We start from the raw sequence: 22,826 nt of genomic DNA, 5'->3' as shown, positions 1-22,826 counted from the left end.
TATTCGCTCTCAGGTTAGGGACTATCCCGGCGAGGCGGATTTCTAGAGGGGCTGGTGGAGGTCGGTAGGCTGACGCAGCCGGATGCCGTCGAGGACCAGGGAGAGCCCGAGGTCGAAGTCGGAGGCGTCGCGGGGCTCGTCGGTGATGGCGCCGGCACTGCCCGCCTGGAGGTGGGTCTGCTCGTCGGCGGCGTGGCCGAAGACGAAGTGCAGCAGGGTGCGGGCCGCCGTACGCGACAGGTCGGCGGAGAAGCCGGCTGAGGCGAGCGCGTCGACCAGGGCGTCGTACGGCGCGGAGGCACCGAGGCCGAACGCGTAGACCGTGGCGACCAGGTCGGCGCCGTCGCGGTAGGCGAGCATCGCGTCGCGCAGCTGCCCGCAGACCGCGGCCGCGCGCCGGTCCCACGCGCCGTCCGGAAGCGGGCGGGCCCCGCGGGCGAGGATCTCGTCGGCCACCGCTGCCAGCAGCGACTGCTTGTTGGTGAAGTGGTGGTAGAGCGCGCTGGGCTGGACGCCGAGCTCGGACCCGAGCCGGCGCATGGTCAGGTCGGCCAGCCCGTAGGCGTCGAGCACGACCAGCGCCTGCTCGACCACGTCGTGGCGGTGATGACCCATGTCGCTCCTCCGGCCTGACAGATGGCGGACACCTTTGACGGCGTTCCCGACCACACCCTAGCCTGAACGGCGTTCACCTGAACGCTGTTCACCTCACGAGGAGCGCGCCTTGACCACGACCTTCGACCAGCTCGCGAGCCGCATCCTCGACGGCACTCCCGCCACCGCGGATGACGCCCTCGCCGTCCTGCGCGCCCCCGACGACGCGCTGCTCGACGTGGTGGCCGCGGCCGGTCGCCTGCGCCGCCGGCACTTCGGCAACACGGTCAAGGTCAACTACCTGGTCAACCTCAAGTCCGGCCTGTGCCCCGAGAACTGCAACTACTGCTCGCAGGCGCTCGGCTCGACCGCCGACATCTTGAAGTACAAGTGGCTCGACACCGACGAGGCGCTCGCCCAGGCCGCCGCCGGGCTGCGCGGCGGCGCCACCCGGGTGTGCATGGTCTCCAGCGGCCGCGGCCCGACCAACAAGGACGTCGACCGGGTCGCCGACATGGTCGGCGCGATCAAGGCCGAGAACCCCCAGGTCGAGATCTGTGCCTGTCTCGGCCTGCTCAAGGACGGCCAGGCCGAGCGGCTGCGCGACGCCGGCGTCGACGCCTACAACCACAACATCAACACCGCCGAGTCCCACCACGACACGATCGTGCAGACCCACACGTACGCCGACCGGGTCGACACCGTCACCAAGGTCAAGGCCGCCGGCCTGTCGCCGTGCAGCGGGCTCATCGCCGGGCTCGGCGAGACCGACGAGCAGCTCGTCGAGGCGCTCTTCGCGCTGAAGGCGCTCGAGTCCGACTCGATCCCAGTCAACTTCCTGATGCCGTTCGACGGCACGCCGTACGAGAACACGTGGGAGCTCTCCCCCACCCGCTGTCTGAAGATCCTCGCGATGGCGCGCTTCGTGTGCCCGGACAAGGAGATCCGGATCGCCGGCGGTCGCGAGATGCACCTGCGCTCGCTCCAGGCGCTGGCGCTCAACGTGGCCAACTCGATCTTCCTCGGCGACTACCTCACCTCCGAGGGGCAGGCGGCCGAGGCCGACCTCGAGATGATCCGCGACAACGGCTTCGTGGTGCTCGGCGCGGAGACCGAGCCCGGCCCCGACGGCGCCAACAGCCAGCACACCCCCACCGCTCGTCGGCGCGGAGCCGGCACCGCCGCGCTCCCCAACGCCTGAGGCTCCGCACCCATGGCCGCCACGACCGAGGAGCTGCTCGCCTACGACCGCGGGCACCTGTGGCACCCCTACACGTCGATGACCGACCCGACGCCAGTGCGCCTGGTCACCGGCGCGTCCGGCGTGCGGCTGACCCTGGCCGACGGCAGCGAGCTGGTCGACGGGATGTCGTCGTGGTGGGCGGCGATCCACGGCTACAACCACCCGGTGCTCAACGAGGCGCTGGCCCGCCAGGCCGGCGACTTCGCGCACGTGATGTTCGGCGGGCTGACCCACGCGCCCGCCGTCCGGCTGGCCGAGCGCCTGGTCGAGCTCGCCCCCGCCGGTCTCGAGAAGGTGTTCCTCGCCGACTCCGGCTCGGTCTCGGTCGAGGTCGCGCTGAAGATGGCGATCCAGCACCAGCGCGGCCTGGGTCGCCCCGAGCGCACCCGGATGCTGACGATCGAGGGCGGCTACCACGGCGACACCTTCGGCTGCATGAGCGTGTGCGACCCGGTCGGCGGCATGCACTCGATGTTCGCCGCGGTCCTGCCGCAGCACGTCTTCGCCCCGCGCCCGCCGGCGACCGCTGACGGCGTACCTGGGTGGGCGGAGGCGTTCGAGGCCCTCGCGGACGAGTACGCCGGCGAGGTCGCCGGGATCATCGTCGAGCCGCTGCTCCAGGGCGCCGGCGGGATGCACCCCTACCCGGCCGAGTGCCTGCGGGTGATGCGCGCGGTCGCCGACCGCCACGGCCTGGTGCTGGTCTTCGACGAGATCGCGACCGGCTTCGGCCGCACCGGGACGATGTGGGCCGCCGACGCGGCCGGCGTCTCCCCCGACATCATGTGTGTCGGCAAGGCCCTCACCGGCGGCTACCTGACGCTCGCGGCCGTCCTCACCACCGCCGCCGTCGGCGCCGGCATCTCCGCGTCGGAGTCCGGGGTGCTCATGCACGGCCCCACCTACATGGGCAACCCGCTGGCCTGCGCTGTCGCCCTGGCCAACCTCGACCTGCTCACCAGCGGGGACTGGGCCGGCAACCTCGCCCGGATCAACCGCGGCCTCGAGCACGGCCTCGCCGGTGCGCGTGACAACCCGGCCGTGGTCGACGTCCGCACCCTCGGCGCCGTCGGGGTCGTCCAGCTCGACCACCCCGTCGACGTCGTGAAGGCGGCCGACGCCGCCGCGGAGCTGGGCGTGTGGCTGCGGCCGTTCCGCGACCTGATCTACACGATGCCGCCCTACATCACCGACGACGACGACCTCGCGCTCATCTGCGCGGCCGTCACCCGAGCGGCGGAGGTCGCATGAGGCACCCTGACCGAACAACATGGACCGACTGGCTGGCCGCCCAGGCCGCGACCCGCGACGCCGCCGGGCTCCGCCGTACGCTGCGCCCCCGGCCGGCGGCCGACGACACCGTCGACCTCGCGGGCAACGACTACCTCGGGCTGTCGCGCGACCCGATCGTCACCGCGGCGGCCGCCGACGCGGCCCTGATGTGGGGCGCCGGGGCCGGCGCCTCACGGCTGGTCACCGGGTCGCTGCGGCTGCACGAACAGCTCGAGTCCGAGCTCGCCGGCTACCTCGGCCAGCCCGCCGCGCTGGTCTTCTCGACCGGCTACCACGCCAACCTCGCGATCGTCAGCGCGCTGGCCGACCGCGACACGCTCGTCGTCTCCGACGCCCACATCCATGCCTCGCTGGTCGACGCCGTCCGGCTCTCCCGGGCCGAGCTGGTCGTGGTCCCCCACAGCGACGTCACCGCCGTCAGCGCCGCGCTCGCGGGCAGCGACAAACGCGCGATCGTGCTCGCCGAGTCGGTCTACTCCGTGCTCGGCGACGAGGCGCCGCTGACCGACCTCGCGGCCGTCGCGGCCGAGCACGACGCCCTGCTGGTCGTCGACGAGGCCCATGGACTCGGGGTCCACGGCGCCGGCCTGGTGCACGCGCACGGCCTGGCCGGGGTGCCGCACGTCGTCGTCACCGCCACCCTGTCCAAGGCGCTCGGCAGCCAGGGCGGCGCGGTGCTGGGCTCGCCCAAGCTCATCGACCACCTGGTCAACCGGGCCCGGCCGTTCATCTTCGACACCGGCCTCGCACCCGCTGCCGCCGGCGGGGCGCTGGCCGCTCTCGGGATCCTGCGCGAGCACCCCGAGCTGCCCGACCTGGTACGACGTCGGGTGCTCGACCTCGCTGCCGCCCTCGGCGTCGAGCCGCCGGCCGGCGCCGTGCTGTCGGTGCCGATGCCGTCGCCCCAGGTCGCCGTCGCGGCCCAGGCCGAGGCCCTCGCGCACGGGCTGCGAGTGGGCTGCTTCCGGCCGCCGTCGGTGCCGGACGGCGTGTCCCGGCTGCGGATCACCGTCAACGCCGGCATCTCCGACGACGACTGGGCGCGCGCCACCGAGGTGCTCGTCGCGGTCGTCAAGGAGCACGGGTGACCGCACGGGTCGTGGTCGTCACCGGCACCTCGACCGGCGTCGGCAAGACTGTCGTCACCGCGGCGCTCGCCGCCACCGCGACCGCCTCGACCAACGGCCGCGTGGTCGTCGTGAAACCTGTGCAGACCGGCACGGGTGACGGCTCCCCCGGCGACGCGGCCGTGGTGCACGCACTCACCGGCTGCGCGGTGCACGAGCTCACCACCCTCGACGAGCCGCTCGCCCCCGACACGGCGGCCCGCCGGGCCGGGGTGTCGATCCCCCCGGTGGCCGACCACGCCCACCACATCCGCGACCTGGCCGCTCACCACGACACCGTCGTGGTCGAGGGTGCCGGCGGACTGCTGGTCCGGCTCGACGCCGCCGGCGGCACGCTCCTCGACCTCGCCGTCGAGCTGGCCGAGACCCTGCCGGTGGAGGTCGTCGTCGTCACGGCCGCCGGTCTGGGCACCCTCAACCACACCGAGCTCACCGTCGACGCGCTGCGCGCCCGGGGCCTGGAGCCGGCCGGCCTGGTGATCGGCTCGTGGCCGACCGAGCCCGACCTGGCCGAGACCTGCAACCTCGACGACCTGCCGCGCGTGACCGGCGTACCGCTCATCGGGGTGGTGCCGGCCGGGGCGGGCGCCCTCGCCCGGGCGGACTTCTGCGCTCAGGCTGCGAGCTGGCTCCTCGGCTTTTGACCGCGTCCTCCGCCGACACCTAACCTGAACACCGTTCACCTGGTGTTCAGGGACCGAACCCGAAGGACGAGCATGACCATGAGCGAGACCCCCGCCCAGCAGGACGAGCAGCAGGACGAGCGCCGCGCGCGCTTCAGCACGACCGACCTGGCGCTGATCGCGGCCTTCGCAGCGCTCACCTCCGCGGTCGCCTACGTCGGCGCGATCCCGGTCGGTGGCTCCGGAGTGCCGATCACGCTCCAGACGTTCGCGATCATGCTCGGCGGCTGCCTGCTCGGGCCGGTGCGCGGCTTCCTCGCGGCCGCCCTCTACCTCGGCCTCGGCGCCATCGGCCTGCCCGTCTTCGCCGAGCACTCCTCGGGCCTGGGCGTCTTCACCGGCGCGAGCGCGGGCTACCTGTGGTCCTTCCCGCTGGCCGCCGCCCTGGCCGGGTTCCTCGTCAAGTACGTCGCCGGCCGCGAGCGCAAGACCCGCGCCGTCTTCGTCTTCCTGTGCTCGCTCGTGGGCAGCGTGCTGGTGATCCACCCGATGGGCATCGCCGGGATGAAGCTGTTCTTCGACGTCTCGTGGTCCGACGCGGTCGGCTACGACACGCCGTTCTGGCTGGGCGACGTCGTCAAGACCACCCTGGTCGCGCTGATCGCCGCCGAGGTGCACCGGGCGTTCCCGCAGCTCCTGCATCCGCGCCGCTAGTCTCCGCGCATGGCGACGATCGAGCTCGACGGCGCGACCGTCGCGGTCGACGTCCCCGACGGCGAGCGCGTCATCCTCGCCCCCACGACGCTCACCCTGACCGAGCGCCGGGTCGGTGTCATCGGCGCCAACGGGTCCGGCAAGTCGACGCTGGCGCGGCTGCTCAACGGCCTGGTCTCCCCCACCTCGGGGCGGGTGCTGGTCGACGGGATGGACGTCGCGCGCCAGGGCTCCGCCGTACGGCGGACGGTCGCGTTCGCGTTCACCGACCCGGCCGCACAGCTGGTCATGCCGACCTGCGTGGAGGACGTCGAGCTGTCGCTGCGCAAGAAGGAGCGCAACGCCGACCGGCGGCGCGAGCTCGCCCTGGCGGTACTGGAGCGCTTCGGCCTGGCCGACCACGCGCACGTCAGCGTGCACGCCCTCTCGGGCGGCCAGAAGCAGCTGCTCGCGCTGGCCGGCGTACTCGCCACCGAGCCGACGGTGCTGGTCGCCGACGAGCCCACGACCCTGCTCGACCTCGCCAACACCCGACGCGTGGCCGAGCTGCTGTTCGGGCTGGAGCAGCAGCTGGTCCTGGTCACCCACGACCTCGACCTGGCTCGGCGCTGCGACCGGGTGCTGGTCGTCGACGAGGCCCAAGTGGTCTTCGACGGCGCGGCGGAGGCGGCCGTCGAGCACTACGTCACGTCGGTCGCGACATGAGCAGCTCGATCCTGGTCGGCGTCTACCAACCGGGCGAGACCCTGCTGCACCGGCTTCCGGTGGGCGTGAAGGTGCTCGGACTCGGCGCGTTCAGCCTGACCGTCGTCCTGGTCCGCGACGTGCGCGCCTCCTGGGTCTTCCTCGCCGTGGCGCTCGGGTTGGCGCTGCTGGCCCGGGTCCGCCTCGGGGTGCTGGCCCGCGCCGCCCGCGTCGTCCTGCTCTTCGCGGTGTTCGTCGCCGCGCTCCAGTGGTGGTGGTACGGCCGCGACAAGGCCATCGAGACCCTGGTCGACCTGGTCGCGCTGGCGCTCGCCGCCATCGTGGTCTCCGCCACCACACCGGTCAACGCGATGCTCGATGCCCTGATCCGCTGGGTGCGGCCGCTGCGCCACGTGGGGGTCGACCCCGAGCGGGTGGCGCTGACGTTCGCGCTCGCGATCCAGTCGCTGCCCGGCACGGTGGCACTGGCCCTCGAGACCCGCGACGCGGCCCGCGCCCGCGGCCTGGGCAGGCACCCGCGCGCCTACCTCACGCCGTTCGTGATCCGGGTGGTCGCCCGCGCCCACGAGACCGGCGACGCGCTGCACGCGCGCGGCATCGGCGACGACTGAGCCTGGACGTCATACGTACGGTGGAAGCGCCTGCTCCCGTCCGTATGACGTCTCGTGCCGAACACCCGGCTACCAGACGTCGCCGCTGCGCCAGTCGCAGATGAGCTCGGCGTCGAGGTCGAGCCCGGCGCCACCGAGCACGTAGACCGACCCGTCGTCGTCGGGGGTCGGCTCGATGCCAGTCGGGGCGAGCACCGACGTCGGGCCGCGCCACGGGTGCCAGCCGCGCGCCTCGTAGAGCACCACGCCCGCCTCGGTCGCCGACAGCGCCAGCACGTCGTACGCCGGGGCGAGGCTCTCGAGCGCGGCCATCACGGTGGCGGCGTGCCCCTCCCTCGTGCGCGCGGGCGTGGTCGCCACCGACTCGACGTAACCGCAGCGCAGCGAGCGGCCCGCGTGGAGCAACCGGCGCATCACCAGGGCGCCGTGGGCGACCACCTCGCCGTCGTCGATGACCAGCGCGTGCTGGCCGCCGAGCGCGTGGTCCCAGTCGTGGTCGGTGAAGTCGCCGAACGCGGAGTCCATCAGCGCCCGCACGGCCCCGAGCTCCTCAGGCGTCATCTCGGCGGTGTGGCACATCACCAGACTGGTCACCACCGCGTCACCACCGCGGCGGCCTGCGATGGGACCACGGCGCCGCCGCCTCGACCTGCGCGGAGAGCGACAGCAGCAGCTCCTCCTCCGCCGGCCGGGCCGCGAGCATGACACCGACCGGCAGCCCCTCCGCCGTCCAGTGCAGCGGCAGGGACACGGCGGGCATGCCGGTGACGTTCCACGCGGAGGTCCAGGGCGTGAAGGCCTTCTGCGCCTCGAAGTCGGCCTCCGGCTCGTCGTCGTTGCGCAGGGCACCTACCGGCAGCGGCGGCGTCGCTAGCGTCGGCGTCAGCACCGCGTCGTACGGCGCCAGCGCGGTCAGCGCCTGGGCGGCGAGGCGGCGGATCGCGCCGATCGCCAGCCCGAACTCCGGTCCGCTGACGGCGTTGCCGCGGGCGCTCAGCCAGCGGGTCAGCGGCCGCAGCAGCGGCTCCTGCTCGGGCGGCACGACGGAGAGCGCGGTCAGGACCGCCCAGCAGGTCTCGAAGAGCGGCACCGAGTCGCGCGGCAGCGGGACGGGTACGTCGACGACCTCGTGGCCGAGCGACTCCAGCAGCCGCGAGGCGTCGTCGTAGGCCTGCACGCACTCGGGGTCGACCGCGATGTCGGCGATCACTGGTGTGATGAAGCGAGCGACCCGGAGGCGCCCCGGGTCGCGGTCGCAGGCACTCAGGAAGGTCGAGGACGGAGGTGGGGCCCACGAGGGGTCACCAGGACGCCGCCCGGCGAGCACGTCGAGCAGGGCCGCCGCGTCGCGCACCGTGCGCGCGATCGAGCCGGAGGTCGCCAGCCCGACCGGGTCGCCGTACATCGGGAAGCCGGAGATCCGGCCGCGCGAGGGCTTGAGCCCGACCAGACCGCAGCACGACGCGGGGATCCGGATCGAGCCACCTCCGTCGGAGCCCTGCGCCACCGGGACGAGCCCGGCCGCCACGGCCGCGGCCGCGCCGCCGGAGGAGCCGCCGGCCATCCGGGTGCGGTCCCACGGGGTCACCGCGGGCGGTCGGCCCTCGGGCTCGGTGTAGCAGGGCGAGCCGAACTCCGGCGTGCTGGTCTTGCCGATGCTCACCAGGCCCGCGGCCTCGATCGACAGCGTCACGCCGTCGGAGACGTCCGGCACGAACTCGGCGAACGCCGCCGAGCCGAAGGTCGTGCGCACGCCGGCGGTGAGGTTGAGGTCCTTGATCGCCGTCGGCACGCCGTGCAGCGGGCCGTCGCCGGGCGGCAGCGACCGCGCGCGCTCGCGGGCCAGGTCCGGCGTCAGCGTGACGAACGCGCCGACGTCGTCCAGCCGTGCGGCCCGGTCGAGGTAGTGCTCGGTCAGCTCGAGGGCGGAGACCTCCCCCGCGCGCACGAGTGCGCCCTGCTCGAGCGCGGTCAGGTCGTGCAGTTCGGCCATGCCACGACGTTAGTGGTCATCGACGCGGTTGACTGGCCACGTGGCCCACCAGCTCACCCGCAACCGCTCGGCGCCCGGCCCACTACTGCCCGGGCTCGCGGTGCTGCGCCACTACGACCGCACGTGGCTGCGCGGTGACCTGCTCGGCGGCGTCACCGTGGCGGCGTACCTCGTGCCGCAGGTGATGGCGTACGCCGCGGTCGCGGGGCTGGCGCCGGTCGCGGGGTTGTGGGCCGCGCTCGCGCCGCTGCTCGTCTACACGCTCCTCGGGTCGTCGCGGCGGCTGTCGGTCGGTCCGGAGTCGACGACCGCGCTGATGAGCGCCGCAGCCGTCGGCGCGGTCACCGCGGGCGACCCGGATCGGTACGCCGCCGCCGCGGCGATGCTGGCGGTGCTGGTCGGCCTGATGTGCCTGGTCGGTCGCCTGGTCCGGCTCGGGTTCGTGGCCGACCTGCTGTCGCGACCGGTGCTGATCGGCTACATGGCGGGGATCGCCGTGCTCATGATCGCGGGCCAGCTCGGCAAGCTCACGGGGCTCACCATCGAGGCCGACGACCCGCTGGAGCAGGTCGCCTACGCCGCCCGGCACCTGCCCGACGTCCACGGCCCGACGATCACGATGGCGCTGGCCGTCACCCTCGGGCTGCTGGTCGCGCAGCGGTTCCGGCCGAGCTGGCCCAGCCCGATGGTGGCCATGCTGCTCGCGGCCGCGGTCACCTGGCTGGCCGACCTCGAGGCCCGGGGGGTCTCCACCGTCAGCGACATCCCGCGCGGGCTGCCGACGCCCGGCCTGCCCGACGTACCCCTCGACGTGATGCTCGAGCTGGCACTGCCCGCGTTCGGCATCGCGGTCGTCGGCTACACCGACAACGTGCTGACCGCGCGCGCGTTCGCGGCCCGCCACCACGAGCACGTCGACGCCGACCAGGAGCTGCTCGCCCTGGGCGCGGCCAACATCGCCGTCGGCCTGACCCAGGGCTTCCCGGTCAGCAGCAGTGGTAGCCGGACCGTCATCGGCGACACCCTCGGCGTCAAGACCCAGCTGCACTCGCTCGTGGCGCTGGCGACGGTGCTCGTGGTGATGGTGGCGCTGGCGCCGGTGCTGTCCACCTTCCCCAACGCCGCCCTGGCCGGGGTGGTGGCCTACGCCGCCATCCGGCTGGTCGACGTGGCCGAGGTCCGGCGGATCGCGCGGTTCCGGCGCAGCGAGCTGGTGCTCACCGCGACCACGACCGCCGGCGTACTGACGCTGGGCATCCTGCCCGGTATCGGGCTCGCCATCGGCCTCTCGATCCTCGACCTGCTGCGCCGGGTGGCACGCGGGCACGACGGCATCCTCGGCTACGTGCCCGACCTGCCGGGCATGCACGACGTCGACGACTACCCCGTCGCCACGACGGTGCAGGGGCTCGTCGTCTACCGCTACGACTCACCGCTGTTCTTCGCCAACGCGGAGGACTTCCGGCACCGGGCGCTGGCCGCCGTCACCGACGCCGAGCGGGCGACCCACGAGCCGGTCGCCTGGCTGCTGGTCAACATGGAGGCCAACGTGGAGGTCGACCTGACCGCGCTCGACGCGCTCGAGGACCTGCGCGAGGAGCTCGCGTCGTCCGGTACGACGCTCGCGCTCACCCGGGTCAAGCAGGACCTACGCGTGGACCTCGACCGCTACGGGCTGAGCGAGCGGATCGGTCCGGAGCGGATCTACCCCACGCTGCCGACGGCCGTGGCGGCGTACTCCGCGGAGTACGCCGCCCGGCACGGCAGGCCCCCCGAGGGGGCACCGCACTAGTCGAAGGGTCAGGCAGCGGTGGGCTGGAAGGCCGCGAGCGACTCGACGACCGCCTGGAGGCGACCGAGGATGTCGGCGTCCTCGAGCACGTTGACGTCGATGGCCGACTGCGAGTGCACGGCACCGTCGACGACGACCGCGCCGGCGACACCGAAGGACCGGACGGCGTCCTCGTGCGCCCACTTGCCGCCGTACGGCGTGGGGGTGGCGCCGACGACACCGAACGGCTTGCCGGAGAGGGCGGCCGCACCGTAGGGCCGCGAGAGCCAGTCGATGGCGTTGTTGAGCACGGCCGGCATGGTGCCGTTGTACTCCGGCGTCACCGCGAGCACCGCGTCCGCGCCGGCGACGAGCTCACGCAGCGCAGCCGCGGCGGCGGGCGTCTGGGTCGCGTCGACGTCCTCGTTGTAGAACGGCAGGTCGGCCAGCCCGGAGGCGATCTCGACGACGACTCCCTCGGGAGCCTGGTCACGCAGCGCCTCGGCGATGCGACGGTTCAGGGAGTCGGCGCGGAGGCTGCCGACGAGGGCCACGATGCGGGTGGGTGTCTGAGTCATGCTGGACTAAACGGACTGTGGTCCGCTTTCTATTCCCGGAGGCGCGAGGTTTTCCTTCGCCCTAGAGTTCGGGCATGGACGGGCTCCGACTGCTGCCGCTCCTCGACGGCGCTCCCGTCGAGCGCAGCGACGCGGCCCGCAACCGCGAGGCGCTGCTCGCCGCGGCCCAGGAGCTGGTCAGCCGCTGCGGGGTGGAGGCCGTGACGATGGACGCCGTCGCCGCCCGCGCCGGCGTGGGCAAGGGGACCGTCTACCGCCGCTTCGAGAGCCGCGAGGGCCTGATGGCCGCCCTGCTCAACCATTCCGAGACGGCGTGGCAGGCCTCCGTCCTGTCCGGTCCCCCGCCGCTCGGGCCCGGCGCCCCGCCGCTCGAGCGCCTGCTGGCGTTCGGCCACTCCCGCATGGAGACCAACCTGCTGCACGGCGACCTGATCCAGGCCGCCGGCCACTCCGGCGCGAGGGCGTTCGCCGCCGTGTCGTTCGCGGCGATGCACGTGCGCTACCTGCTCAACGAGATCGGCGTGTGCGGCGACATCCCGATCCTGACCACCGCGCTGCTCGCGCCCCTGGAGCAGGTCATCCTCCAGCAGCAGACCCACATCGAGCAGCTGCCGCTGGACCGGATCCGCCGCGGCTGGGACGACCTCGTACGACGGGTGGTCACCGCCGACCCGCCCGACTCAGTCGACGTGGTGGCGCCGTAGCCCGTAGGTCAGCCCGTCGACCAGGGCGCCCCACGACGCCTCGATGACGTTGTGCCCGACGCCGACCGTCACCCACGACGACTCGCCGTCGGTGGTCTCGATCAGCACCCGGGTGATCGCGTCGGTGCCGTGCCCCTGGTCGAGGATGCGCACCTTGTAGTCGATCAGCTCGAACTTCGCGACCTCCGGGAACGCCTGCACGATCGCCGTGCGCAGCGCCGAGTCCAGTGCGTTGACCGGGCCGTTGCCCTCGCCGGTCACGACGTAGCGCACGTCGGCGGCCTTCAGCTTCACAGTGGCCTCCGAGACCGCCTCCTCCCCCGCCTGCGCGTGGGTGAGCGTCTCGGTGATGACCCGCCACGACTCGACCTCGAAGTACGACGGCCGCGTGCCCTCGGCCTCCTCGACCAGCAGCAGCTCGAACGAGGCGTCCGCGGCCTCGAAGGTGTAGCCGCGCTGCTCCAGCTCCTTCACGCGTGCCGTGACCCGGCCGACCAGCTCGCGGTCGCCGGACAGGTCGAAGCCGAGCTCCTTGCCCTTGAGCTCGATCGAGGCGCGGCCGGCCATGTCGGAGATCAGCAGCCGCATGTCGTTGCCGACGCCGACCGGGTCCATGTGCTGGTAGAGGTTGGGGTCGACCTTGATCGCGCTGGCGTGCAGCCCGGCCTTGTGGGCGAACGCCGAGGTGCCGACGTACGGCTGACGAGACGCGGGCGGGAAGTTGGTGACCTCCGCGACGGCGTGCGCGATCCGGGTCGACTCCTTGAGCAGCCCGGCGGGCAGCACCTCGCGGTCCAGCTTGAGCTCGAGGTTGGCGACCACCGAGATCAGGTCGGCGTTGCCGGTGCGCTCGCCGTAGCCGTTGATACAGCCCTGCACGTGGGTGGCCCCGGCGTCGACCGCGGCCAGCGTGTTGGCCACCGCGCAGCCGGTGTCGTTGTGGCAGTGGATGCCGACGCGCACGCCGGTCGACTCGATCACGTCGTGGACCACGTCGGACACCCACGGCGGCAACATCCCGCCGTTGGTGTCGCACAGCGCGATGACCTCGGCGCCCGCGCCGTACGCCGTCCGCAGGACCTCGAGCGCGTAGTCGCGGTTGGCGCGGTAGCCGTCGAAGAAGTGCTCGGCGTCGAGGAAGACCTGCTGACCCTCGGCCTTGAGGTGGCTGACGGTGTCGCGGATCATCTCGAGGTTCTCCTCGAGCGTGGTGCGCAGTGCGAGCTCGACGTGCCGGTCGTGCGACTTGGCGACCAGGGTCACGACCCCGGCGCCGCTGTCGCGCAGCGCCGCGACCTGCGGGTCGTCGGCGGCGCGGACGCCGGCCTTGCGGGTCGCGCCGAACGCCGCGAGCTTGGCGTGGCGCAGGTCGAGCTCCTGGGCGGCCCGGCGGAAGAACTCGGTGTCCTTGGGGTTGGCGCCCGGCCAGCCGCCCTCGATGTAGCCCACGCCCAGCCCGTCGAGCTGGCGGGCAATGCTCAGCTTGTCGGCGACCGAGAGGTTGAGACCCTCCTGCTGCGCGCCGTCGCGAAGGGTGGTGTCGTAGACGTGGAAGGCGCCGTGCAGGTCCATCGGGAGTCCTTGATCTTCAAGCTTCTCAAGAGACTCCGTCGTTCCTCCGGAGTCTCTTTCGGGCACAAAAAAACCTCTCGGGGTACGAGAGGTGGCGCATCGGGCGGGGTGCTCGATGCGCTAGCGAATGATGATGACGCGGTGCTGCATGGCTCCATCGTGCCACGACGCCCAGCCGGTGGACAGGGGTCTCGCCATCCGGGCGGCAGCGCAGCAGCTCAACGCAGCGACGTGGTGGAGGCGAACGGCTGCCCGCCCGCCGGCGCCCAGGCGACACCGCTGTTGGCGACCCGGATGCCCATCAGCAGGGCGACGACGGCGAGCACGGCCAGCCCTGCCGCCCACGGGCCGAGGCTGCGCGAGAGCGGCTGGACGACCCGCGACACCGGGCCGCGCACGCGGGTGCCGCCCGGGCCCCACCACAGCGAGACCGCGAAGACCAGACCGCTGGCGAACAGAGTGGCCTCGACCCCCGTCGCGAGGGCGTAGCAGATCAGTGCGGCCGACACGGCGAGTCCCGCGCTCCACAGCAGCAGCATCAGGGTGCCGCCGATGGACTGCACGAGGTGCCAGGGGGCGGCCACCAGGAACTGGGCGCCGTCGTACCACTTGCGGCCGCGGCGCAGCCTGCGGTCGCCGGCAGCGCTCGCCGCCAGCGAGCCGCTGCGCAGCACCCAGACGGCAAGGAACACCACGGCGGAGGTGACCCAGGGGGCAGCAGTGAGGGCGGCGGCGAGCGCGAGCGCGCCGGTCACCAACAGCCCCGCCCGGCGCAGACGTTGCACCACCGGGACCGGCGGTGCCACCACGACTTCAGGTCCCAACGGGGGCCACGCCTGCGGGGGCGGATAGGCCTCGACCCGCGTGTCCTGAGGCAGCAGCCGCGTGTCCCGCGCCTCGTAGACGGTCGGAGCCTCGGCGTCCTGGGCACCCGCGAGCGCCAGCGGGATCGTGAACGGGTCGTCGGGGCCGGTGGGCACGGGCGGCCTCTCGGGCCCGGGGCGCGTGGTCTGCGGGCGCAGCCACGCCAGGATCGAGTCCAGGGTGGGGCGTCGCGCCGGGTCGGGGTCAAGCGCCGCCTCGAGCAGCTGGCGCAGGTCGTAGGGCAGCCCGGTCAGGTCGTGCTCGCCGCGGCGTACGCGGTCCATGATCGCCATGCTCGGCCCGCGACCGAAGGGCGGGTTGCCGGTGCCGGCGTAGGCAACCGTGGCCGCCCACGAGTGGACGTCGGAGGCGGCGGTCGCGTCGTCGCCGTACAGGATCTCGGGCGCGAGGTAGCCAGGCGTGCCCAGCAGCCAGCCGGTGTGGGTGAGCTTGGGGTCGTCGGCCACCCGGGCCAGGCCGAAGTCGATCAGGATCGGGGTGCGGCCCTCCATCAGGACGTTGGACGGCTTGACGTCGCGGTGGAGTACGCCGACGTCGTGCACCGACGCGAGCCCCTCGGCGAGGCAGCCGGCGAACCAGGTCAGGTTGCGGCCCTCGACCGGGCCCTCCTCGACCACGTGGTCGTGCAGCGAGAGCCCCGGCACGTAGCGGGTGGCCACGAACGGGACCGGCGCCCACGGGTCGGCGTCGACGATCTCGGCGACCCAGCGGCTGCGGATCCGGCGCAGCGAGTTGACCTCACGGGCGAACCGGGCGCGAGCCTCGTCGTCACCCACGATGTGGGGACGCAGCATCTTGAGCGCGACCCGGTCGCCGCCCTCCCGGCGGGCGAGGTGGACCACGCCCATGCCGCCCTCGCCGATCTTGGAGAGCAGCGTGTAGGCGCCCACCCGCTGGAGCGGGGGCACGGGCAGCTCGGACACGGGAGGAAATCTACCCGTGGCTGCCGCGCCCCGGCGCTTTCGCCGAGGCGCGGCGGGTCTGTCTCAGCTGGCGGCTTCCACGGCAGGCACCAGCGCCTCGACGAACGCGTCCAGGCCCCAGGTGAGGGAGAGCGCGGTCGGCGGCGAGACGGACGAGACGACGGCCTCGCCGACCACGGTGGCCACGCGGTCCTCCTTGAACTGCGACATGACCTGGTAGGTCGGGTCCTCCGCGATCGTGGTCGCGGCCTCCTCGTTGGGCACGTAGGAGAGCAACACGTCGGAGGTCAGCTGGTCGACCACCTCGGGGCTGATCGTGTAGTAGAAGCTGGCCTCCTCGGTGTCGAGCGCGCCGACGCTGGGCGCGAGGGTGAAGCCGAGGTCCTCGAGGAACTGCACGCGCGGGTCGGCGCCGCGGTAGACATAGAACGCGCTGGGGTCGATGGCCACGGCCGCGATCGTCTTGCCCTCGAACTCGGGGTGGGCCTCGGCGGCGGCCGCGACCTCGGCGTCGATGTCCGAGAGGAGCGTCTCCGCCTGCTCCGCCTCACCCAGGGCCTGGCCGACCGTGGTGATCACGTCGCGCCACGGCGTCGACCACGGCTGGTCGGGGTAGGCCACGGTGTCGGCGATCTTGGACAGCTTGTCGTAGTCGGCCTGGGTGATTCCGGAGTAGTTGGCCAGGATGAGGTCGGGCTCGGCGGCGAGGATCTCCTCGAACGGCGGCGCCTCACCGGGCGTCAGGGTGGTGGGCACGTCGTCGCCGGACTCCTCGAACGCCTCCTCCTGCCACGGCATGAAGCCGTCCTCCGAGGCGCCGTAGGTGAGGGCCTCCATCGCGACCGGCGTCACGCCGAGGGCGATCGCGGCGTCCGGCGAGCCCCAGCCCCAGGTCACGACGCGCTCGGGCTTGTCGTCGATCTCGGTGCTCCCGAAGGCGTGCTCGATGGTGACGGCCTCGAACGACGCGCCGTCCTGGGAGGCGTCGGCGTCGGCGTCGCCCTCCGAGCCGCAGGCGGCCAGCGGCAGCGCCAGCAGGACGGCGGCCAGGGGCGCGAAGGCGCGGGCGCGGGATCGGCGGGTGCGGTGCGGGAGACGGTTCGGAGACACGTCACTCCTCGGGGTCGGACCGGATGCCCGGTTATGATTAGGTCAGCCTCACCTTACTTCATGCTGGCATCGCGGTCGCCGGGAGGGTCGGCACGTGGCGTCCGATGGGCACGACCATCGGACACCCGGCCACCGGGTCGGGCAGCACCCGCGACTCGAGCCCGAAGGCCTCGCGCACGCAGTCGGCGTCCAGCACGTCACCGGGATGCCCGCAGCGCAGCACCCGCCCCTCCTTCATCACCACGAGGTGGTCGGCGTAGCGGGCGGCGAGGTTGAGGTCGTGCAGCACCATCACGACCGTCGTACCGCGCTCGGCGTTGAGCTCGGCCAGGAGGTCCAGCACCTCCACCTGGTGGGCGATGTCGAGGTACGTCGTCGGCTCGTCGAGCAGCATCGTCCCGGGGTCCTGGGCGAGCATCATCGCGATCCAGACCCGCTGCCGCTGGCCTCCGGAGAGCTCCTCGACGCGCCGGCCGGCGAGCTGGTGGGTGCTGGTGAGCGCCAACGCGTTGGAGACGGCCTCCGCGTCGCCGGCGCTCCACCGGCGGAACGCGCCCTGGTGGGGGTGCCGACCCCGACCGACCAGGTCGGCCACCGTGATGCCGTCGGGCGCCGTGGGCTGCTGCGGCAGCAGTCCCAGCCGGGTGGCGACGTCGCGCGGACGGAGCCGGCGCAGGTCCGTCCCGTCGAGCTCCACCCGGCCCTGGGTGGGCCGCATGATCCGGCCCAGGCCACGCAGCAGGGTCGACTTGCCGCAGCCGTTGGCGCCCACGATCACCGTGACCTCGCCGGTGGGGACGGCGAAGTCCACGCCGTGAACGACGGTACGGCGGTCGTAGGCGAGGTGGACGTCGTGGGCGACGAGGCTCATGGCTGCTCCTTCACGAGGTGCACGTTCGTCCGGCCGCCATCAGCCAGATCAGGTAGGGCCCACCGATGGCGCCGGTGACGACGCCGACGGGGACGGAGAACTCGACGGGAAGCAGGGCGGGCAGGAGGTGCTGGGCGACCAGGTCGGCGCCGGTGACGAGCACGACGCCCACCAGCGCGGACTGGACGAGGGCGAGCGAGCCGTCGCCGAGCAGCCGGCGCGCGACAGGCGCGGCGATCAGGGCGACGAACGCCACCGGGCCGGCCGCCGCGGTGGCCGCGCAGGCCAGCGCGACCCCGAGGGCGATGACCGCGGCGCGGGTGAGCTCGGGGCGTAGCCCGAGACCGGCCGACTGCTCGTCGCCGAGCAGCAACAGGTCCAGGCCGCGCGCGACCAGGACGACCAGCGGCACCAGTGCGGCCAGGGCGACGGCGAGCGTGGTGACGAGCGGCCAGTCGGCCTGGGCGACGCTCCCGGTCATCCACAGCAGCGCCGCCTGTGCCTCCTGGACGTCGCTGCGGGTGAGCAGGTAGCCCACGACGCTGGTGCAGACGTAGGCCACCCCGATCCCCGACAGCACGAACCGGTAGCCGGTCATGCCGCCGCGCCACGACACGGCGTACAGCAGGAGGCCGACGGCGGCGCCGCCGGCGAACGCCGCGACCGAGACCCAGAAGCCGGTGACGCCCGCGAGGAGCAGGGCGCCGACAGCGCCGGCGCTCGCACCCTGGGACACGCCGATCACGTCCGGGCTGGCCAGGGTGTTGCGCAGCACCGACTGGAAGAGCGCGCCCGCGAGGCCGAAGGCGACGCCGACGAGGATGCCGAGCACCACCCGGGGCAGCCGGAAGTCGAAGACCACGATCCGGGCCGGCCCGTCATCGAGGCCGACCAGGGCACGGACGACGTCCGTCGCCGAGAGCGGGTAGTCGCCGAGCATCAACGCCGTGACCGCCACTGCCGCCGCCACGACGACCAGCGTCAGGGTGGTCGCGAACGTCCGGGCTCGGCGTCGGAGGCGCGTCGTACGCAGCCCGGCGCGCGCGACGTCCGCGGGCGTCGTGTCGCGCTCGGCATCTGGCACCAGGAGGGCGCTCACGCGGCCACGCTCCGCGAGCCGCGCACGAGAGCCAGGAGGACGGGGGCGCCCACGAAGGCGACCACCAGCCCGGCCTCCAGCTCCCCCGCCACCACCAGCCGGCCGATCACGTCGGCGGCGAGGAGGAGGAGCGGGCCGATCAGCATCGAGAGCGCGACGATCCAGCGGTAGTCCGGGCCGACGACCGCCCGGGCGACGTGCGGCACGACCAGCCCGACGAAGGCGATCGGCCCGACCAGCGACACCGCGGAGCCGCACAGCAGCACCACCGCGAGTACGACGAGCAGGCGGCCGCGGGTCACGTCCTGACCGAGGCCCCGGGCGACGTCGTCGCCGAGGGCGAGCGCATTGAGCACCCGGCCGGCGGCCAGGGCCACCAGCAGCCCGACGGCCACGAACGGGAGCACCGAGGTAAGGGCGTCGAGCGACCGGTTGGCCAGCGAGCCCACCTGCCAGAAGCGGAACTCGCGCAGGGTGTTGCGGTCCATCAGCAGCACGACCGTGATCAGCGAGGTCGCGGTGGCGGTCACGGCAGCGCCCACCAGGGCCAGCTTGACCGGGGTGACGCCCTCCCAGCCCATCGAGGCGGCGCCGTAGACGATCAGGGCAGCGACGCCGGCACCGAGGAACGCGAACCAGACGTAGCCGTCGACCGAGGTCACGTGGAAGCCGGCGATCGCGACGATGACCGCGAGCGAGGCGCCGGAGTTGAGGCCGAGCAGGCCGGGGTCGGCGATCGGGTTGCGGGTCACGCCCTGCATCAGCGCACCGGCGGCACCGAGCGCGGCGCCGGCGACGAGCCCGATGAGGGTCCGGGGCACCCGCTCGTTGCGCACCACGCCGTGGTCGTTGCCGCCGGTGACCGGCGAGACGAGCGCGGCCCACACGTCCGCGGGCGCGATGTCGCGGGCGCCCCACATCAGGCTGGCGAACGCCAGCAGCACCAACAGGGCGAGCAGCACGACCACGGCCAGCGAGCCGCGCAGCGCCGTGCGCGGACGGCGTACGGACTCACGGGCCGGGCGCGGAGGCGCAAGCAGAGACACCCGTCCCTCCTTCCCAGCCCGACTTATTATTAGGCAAGGTTAACCTTAGTCCTTGCCTGATCCGCAGGCCCACTCGTGGTTGCCATATCAGTTGATCCTGATATATTCGCCGCATGACCTTCACTCCTGCCGACCACCTGGGCGCGGTGCAGCGCCAGCTCACGACGATCACCCGCGAGGGGCAGGAGCTGCGACTGCTCACCGTCACGCGCACGTACGACGCCTCGCCCGACGAGGTCTGGAGCGCCCTCACCACGGCCGAGCGGATCGAGCGCTGGATGATGCCCGTGACCGGCGACCTCGAGGTCGGCGGGCGCTTCCAGCTCGAGGGCAACGCCGGCGGTGAGGTCCTCGGATGCGTCCCGCCGGAACGGCTCGCGCTCACGTGGGAGTACGGCGGTCAGGTGAGCTGGGTCGACCTCAGCCTGCGCCCGACCCCGGACGGCACGCTGCTCCAGCTCGACCACTCGGCCCCCGTGCCGCCCGAGATGTGGGAGCAGTTCGGCCCCGGGGCGGTCGGCATCGGCTGGGAGCTGGGCCTGATGGGGCTGGCCGAGCACCTCGCGGCACCGGACGCCGAGCGCCCGCCGCGCGAGACCATGCCCGACCTCACCGACTACATGGTCGCCTCCAGCGCCGAGTGGGGTCAGGTCGACATCGATGCGGGCGCCGACCCGGACACCGCCCGGGCCGCTGCCCGTCGTACCGCCGAGGCCTATACCGCTGCCCCCGAGGAGTGACGTGCACGCCCTCGACGTCCTGGGCGACCCGGTCCGGCGCCGCATCCTCGAGCTCCTGGCCGAGGGCGACCAGTCGGCAGGTGAGGTCGTCGAGGTGATTTCCGAGGAGTTCGGGATCGGGCAGCCGGCCGTGTCGATGCAGCTCCGGGTGCTGCGCGACAACGGCTTCGCCGACGTACGCGCGGAGGGACGCCGCCGGATCTACGCCGTGTCGGCCGGACCCCTGGCCGAGGTGGACGCGTGGCTCACCCCGTTCCGCGCGTTCTGGGAGCAGCGCCTCGATGCCCTCGACACCGAGATCCGCCGCCCCCGACGTTGACCCGCCCGAAACTTTCGGGCGGGTCAACCTTCAGACGGCGCGGTGCATCCAGCCGAAGGTGTCCTCGGAACGGCCGTACTGGATGTCGACCAGCGCCTGCCGCACCCGCATGGTGAGGTCGGTGCTGGCCGGAGCCGGCGCCTCGCCGCCGTCCCACTTCAGGGAGCCGACCGGCGTGACCACAGCGGCGGTGCCACAGGCGAAGATCTCGGTGATCCGGCCGCTGCTCACCCCGTCGCGCCACTCGTCGATCGAGAACTTCCGCTCCTCGACCTGGTGGCCGAGCTTGCCGGCGAGCTCGATGATGCTGGCGCGGGTGATGCCCTCGAGGATGGTGCCGGTCTCGGGGGTGACGATGCGGCCGTCGTCGTGGACGAAGTAGAGGTTCATGCCGCCGAGCTCCTCGACGTACTTGCCCTCCTGGGCGTCGAGGAACACGACCTGGTCGCAGCCCTGGGCGGTCGCCTCCTGCTGCGCGACGAGCGAGCTGGCGTAGTTGCCGCCGGTCTTGGCCGCTCCCATGCCGCCACGCCCGGCCCGGGTGTAGTCCTCGGTCAGCCACAGCGTGACCGGCTTGACGCCGCCTTTGAAGTAGGCGCCCGCGGGACTGGCGATGACGAGGAACGTGACGTGCTGCGCCGGGCGCACGCCGAGGAACACCTCGGTGGCGATCATGAACGGGCGCAGGTAGAGGCTCTTCTCCCCCGCCTGGTCGGGCACCCAGCGCTGGTCGACCTCGACCAGGGCGTCGACGGCCTGCACGAAGTCCTCGACCGGCAGCTCGGGGAACGCCAGACGCTTGCTCGAGCGCACCATCCGGGCGGCGTTCTCCTCGGGCCGGAACGTCCAGACCGAGCCGTCGTCGTGCCGGTAGGCCTTCATGCCCTCAAAGGTCTCCTGCGCGTAGTGCAGGACGGCGGTCGCGGGGTCCATCGACAGCGGCCCGTAGGGCTCGATCCGGGCGTTGTGCCAGCCGGCGTCGGGCGTCCACTCGACCAGGAACATGTGGTCGGTGAAGTGCACCCCGAAGCCGGGGTTGGCGAGGATCTCCGCGAGGCGGGCGTCGTCGACGGGCGACGGGTTGGCGGTGGTGCTGATCTGCATGGACGTCACGGTATCTGACCCCTCGGTATTGGGATGTGTGGGAAATGACGAACGCCGGGCACGTGTCCCGTGCCCGGCGCCTGCGTCGTGGTGCTGGCGGGGCTAGCCGCCTACTCGTGACGCGATGGCGTCGCCGATCTCAGAGGTACGACGGATGGTCGCCGGGCTGCGCTCGGCCAGGTCGGCGATGACCGCCGCCTCGACCACGGCGGCGGCGTCGGAGTGCCCGAGGTGGTCGAGCAGGAGCGACACCGAGAGGATGGCGGCGGTGGGGTCGGCCTTCTCCTGCCCGGCGATGTCGGGCGCCGAGCCGTGCACGGGCTCGAACATCGAGGGGGCGGTGCGGTCCGGGTTGATGTTGCCGGACGCCGCGAGGCCGATGCCGCCGGTGATGGCGGCGGCGAGGTCGGTGATGATGTCGCCGAAGAGGTTGTCGGTGACGATCACGTCGAAGCGCGACGGGTCGGTCGTCATGTAGATCATGGCCGCGTCGATGTGCATGTAGTCGACGGTGACCTCCGGGAACTCGCGGGCGACCTCCTGGGTCAGCCGCCACCACACGGAGCCGGCGTTGACGAGCACGTTGGTCTTGTGGACCAGGGTGAGCTTCTTGCGGGCGCGGCGCTGCGCTCGGGCGAACGCGTCGCGGACCACCCGCTCGACGCCGAACGCGGTGTTGACCGAGACCTCGGTGGCGATCTCGTGCGGCGTACCGACGCGCAGGGCGCCACCGTTACCCGTGTAGGGGCCTTCGGTGCCTTCGCGGACCACGACGAAGTCGACGTCTCCAGGGTTGGCCAGGGGTGAGGCCACGCCCGGGAAGATGCGCGAGGGGCGCAGGTTGACGTAGTGGTCGAGCTCGAAGCGCAGCCGCAGCAGCAGGCCGCGCTCGAGGATGCCCGGCGGCAGGTTCGGGTCGTTGGGCTTGCCGCCGACCGCGCCGAGCAGGATGGCGTCGTGGTCGCGGATCTCGGCGAGCACGGAGTCGGGCAGCACCTCGCCGGTCGCGAGGTAGCGCTCCGCGCCGAGGTCGTAGCGGGTCGGCTCGAACTTCACTCCCGCGGGGGCGGCCAGCTCGAGGACCTTGAGGGCCTCGGCGGTGACCTCCTGCCCGATGCCGTCGCCGGGGATGACGGCGAGCTTGAGGGTGCCCGAGCCGGTGTCTGCGCCGGTGGGCGCGTTCGAGTCAGTGGTGGTCATG

23 protein-coding genes are annotated in these 22,826 nt (G+C 72.8%); 11 read left to right on the top strand and 12 right to left on the bottom strand.

What is annotated here, in order from left to right; all coding sequences use genetic code 11:
- Positions 1-42: 42 nt before the first annotated feature.
- Entirely contained in the window at positions 43-615 is a 573-nt protein-coding gene (locus tag BLR90_RS00410; protein WP_091021566.1) for a TetR/AcrR family transcriptional regulator C-terminal domain-containing protein, read from the bottom strand.
- 109 nt (positions 616-724) lie between these two features.
- On the opposite strand from BLR90_RS00410, the gene bioB reads away from it, so the two are divergent.
- From bioB to BLR90_RS00375, 7 genes are all read left to right on the top strand, one after another.
- Positions 725-1,795: a biotin synthase BioB gene (gene bioB / locus BLR90_RS00405; protein ID WP_091021564.1), complete on the top strand. Its 1,071-nt coding sequence runs from the start codon at positions 725-727 to the stop codon at positions 1,793-1,795.
- A gap of 12 nt (positions 1,796-1,807) precedes the next feature.
- Positions 1,808-3,088 (top strand): adenosylmethionine--8-amino-7-oxononanoate transaminase, encoded by a 1,281-nt coding sequence (locus BLR90_RS00400; RefSeq protein WP_091021562.1) that lies wholly within the window; start codon positions 1,808-1,810, stop codon positions 3,086-3,088.
- A complete protein-coding gene (locus tag BLR90_RS00395) occupies positions 3,085-4,218 on the top strand; it encodes an 8-amino-7-oxononanoate synthase (RefSeq protein ID WP_091021561.1) in 1,134 nt (377 codons plus the stop codon). The genes BLR90_RS00400 and BLR90_RS00395 overlap by 4 nt, the downstream gene beginning before the upstream one ends.
- Positions 4,215-4,901, top strand: coding sequence for a dethiobiotin synthase (bioD, locus tag BLR90_RS00390; RefSeq protein WP_091021559.1), 687 nt, complete (start codon positions 4,215-4,217; stop codon positions 4,899-4,901). Before BLR90_RS00395 ends, bioD begins: the two co-directional genes overlap by 4 nt.
- Positions 4,902-4,979: 78 nt before the next feature.
- A complete protein-coding gene (locus tag BLR90_RS00385) occupies positions 4,980-5,594 on the top strand; it encodes a biotin transporter BioY (protein ID WP_091023104.1) in 615 nt (204 codons plus the stop codon).
- Positions 5,595-5,603: 9 nt separating this feature from the next.
- Positions 5,604-6,299, top strand: a complete 696-nt coding sequence (locus tag BLR90_RS00380) for an energy-coupling factor ABC transporter ATP-binding protein (RefSeq protein ID WP_091021557.1) — start codon at positions 5,604-5,606, stop codon at positions 6,297-6,299.
- Complete coding sequence (locus tag BLR90_RS00375) at positions 6,296-6,910, top strand: energy-coupling factor transporter transmembrane component T family protein (protein ID WP_091021555.1); 615 nt, start codon at positions 6,296-6,298, stop codon at positions 6,908-6,910. Before BLR90_RS00380 ends, BLR90_RS00375 begins: the two co-directional genes overlap by 4 nt.
- 69 nt (positions 6,911-6,979) lie before the next feature.
- On the opposite strand, the gene BLR90_RS00370 is transcribed toward BLR90_RS00375, so the two are convergent.
- Positions 6,980-7,489, bottom strand: a complete 510-nt coding sequence (locus BLR90_RS00370) for a GNAT family N-acetyltransferase (protein ID WP_091023102.1) — start codon at positions 7,487-7,489, stop codon at positions 6,980-6,982.
- Positions 7,490-7,511: 22 nt separating this feature from the next.
- Complete coding sequence (locus tag BLR90_RS00365; protein ID WP_091021553.1) at positions 7,512-8,903, bottom strand: amidase; 1,392 nt, start codon at positions 8,901-8,903, stop codon at positions 7,512-7,514.
- A gap of 40 nt (positions 8,904-8,943) precedes the next feature.
- Between BLR90_RS00365 and BLR90_RS00360 the strand changes: the two genes are divergently transcribed.
- Positions 8,944-10,695, top strand: a complete 1,752-nt coding sequence (locus BLR90_RS00360; protein ID WP_218029327.1) for a SulP family inorganic anion transporter — start codon at positions 8,944-8,946, stop codon at positions 10,693-10,695.
- A gap of 8 nt (positions 10,696-10,703) precedes the next feature.
- On the opposite strand, the gene BLR90_RS00355 is transcribed toward BLR90_RS00360, so the two are convergent.
- The gene (locus BLR90_RS00355; RefSeq protein WP_091021551.1) at positions 10,704-11,252 is read right to left on the bottom strand and encodes an NADPH-dependent FMN reductase; all 549 of its coding nucleotides are present in this window, start codon (positions 11,250-11,252) and stop codon (positions 10,704-10,706) included.
- Positions 11,253-11,326: 74 nt separating this feature from the next.
- Here BLR90_RS00355 and BLR90_RS00350 point away from each other — a divergent pair, with 74 nt between their 5' ends.
- Positions 11,327-11,956, top strand: coding sequence for a TetR/AcrR family transcriptional regulator (locus BLR90_RS00350; protein WP_091021549.1), 630 nt, complete (start codon positions 11,327-11,329; stop codon positions 11,954-11,956).
- Here BLR90_RS00350 and cimA read toward each other — a convergent pair.
- From cimA to BLR90_RS00320, 6 genes are all read right to left on the bottom strand, one after another.
- Positions 11,933-13,528, bottom strand: coding sequence for a citramalate synthase (cimA, locus tag BLR90_RS00345; protein ID WP_091021547.1), 1,596 nt, complete (start codon positions 13,526-13,528; stop codon positions 11,933-11,935). The two genes, BLR90_RS00350 and cimA, sit on opposite strands and share 24 nt — an antisense overlap.
- Positions 13,529-13,746: 218 nt before the next feature.
- On the bottom strand, positions 13,747-15,336 hold the full coding sequence (locus tag BLR90_RS00340) for a serine/threonine-protein kinase (protein ID WP_091021546.1): 1,590 nt from the start codon (positions 15,334-15,336) through the stop codon (positions 13,747-13,749).
- Positions 15,337-15,399: 63 nt separating this feature from the next.
- Positions 15,400-16,446 (bottom strand): iron-siderophore ABC transporter substrate-binding protein, encoded by a 1,047-nt coding sequence (locus tag BLR90_RS00335; RefSeq protein ID WP_218029328.1) that lies wholly within the window; start codon positions 16,444-16,446, stop codon positions 15,400-15,402.
- Between the two features lie 58 nt (positions 16,447-16,504).
- Positions 16,505-17,317, bottom strand: a complete 813-nt coding sequence (locus BLR90_RS00330) for an ABC transporter ATP-binding protein (protein WP_091021544.1) — start codon at positions 17,315-17,317, stop codon at positions 16,505-16,507.
- 10 nt (positions 17,318-17,327) lie between these two features.
- Complete coding sequence (locus BLR90_RS00325) at positions 17,328-18,416, bottom strand: FecCD family ABC transporter permease (protein ID WP_091021542.1); 1,089 nt, start codon at positions 18,414-18,416, stop codon at positions 17,328-17,330.
- Positions 18,413-19,462, bottom strand: a complete 1,050-nt coding sequence (locus BLR90_RS00320; protein ID WP_218029329.1) for a FecCD family ABC transporter permease — start codon at positions 19,460-19,462, stop codon at positions 18,413-18,415. The genes BLR90_RS00325 and BLR90_RS00320 overlap by 4 nt, the downstream gene beginning before the upstream one ends.
- A 113-nt stretch (positions 19,463-19,575) precedes the next feature.
- Here BLR90_RS00320 and BLR90_RS00315 point away from each other — a divergent pair, with 113 nt between their 5' ends.
- Positions 19,576-20,202, top strand: a complete 627-nt coding sequence (locus tag BLR90_RS00315) for an SRPBCC family protein (RefSeq protein WP_091021537.1) — start codon at positions 19,576-19,578, stop codon at positions 20,200-20,202.
- A gap of 1 nt (position 20,203) precedes the next feature.
- Positions 20,204-20,521 (top strand): ArsR/SmtB family transcription factor, encoded by a 318-nt coding sequence (locus BLR90_RS00310; protein ID WP_091021536.1) that lies wholly within the window; start codon positions 20,204-20,206, stop codon positions 20,519-20,521.
- A 30-nt stretch (positions 20,522-20,551) separates the two neighbouring features.
- Here BLR90_RS00310 and BLR90_RS00305 read toward each other — a convergent pair whose 3' ends face one another.
- Together BLR90_RS00305 and BLR90_RS00300 are read right to left on the bottom strand one after the other, a co-directional pair.
- Complete coding sequence (locus BLR90_RS00305; protein WP_091021534.1) at positions 20,552-21,625, bottom strand: branched-chain amino acid aminotransferase; 1,074 nt, start codon at positions 21,623-21,625, stop codon at positions 20,552-20,554.
- 102 nt (positions 21,626-21,727) lie between these two features.
- Positions 21,728-22,825, bottom strand: coding sequence for a 3-isopropylmalate dehydrogenase (locus BLR90_RS00300; RefSeq protein WP_091021532.1), 1,098 nt, complete (start codon positions 22,823-22,825; stop codon positions 21,728-21,730).
- Between the last annotated feature and the right edge of the window lies 1 nt (position 22,826).

The organism is Nocardioides szechwanensis (genome assembly GCF_900103935.1).
Taxonomy (GTDB): Bacteria; Actinomycetota; Actinomycetes; order Propionibacteriales; family Nocardioidaceae; genus Nocardioides; species Nocardioides szechwanensis.
This window is presented reverse-complemented; position numbering and strand designations above follow the sequence as displayed.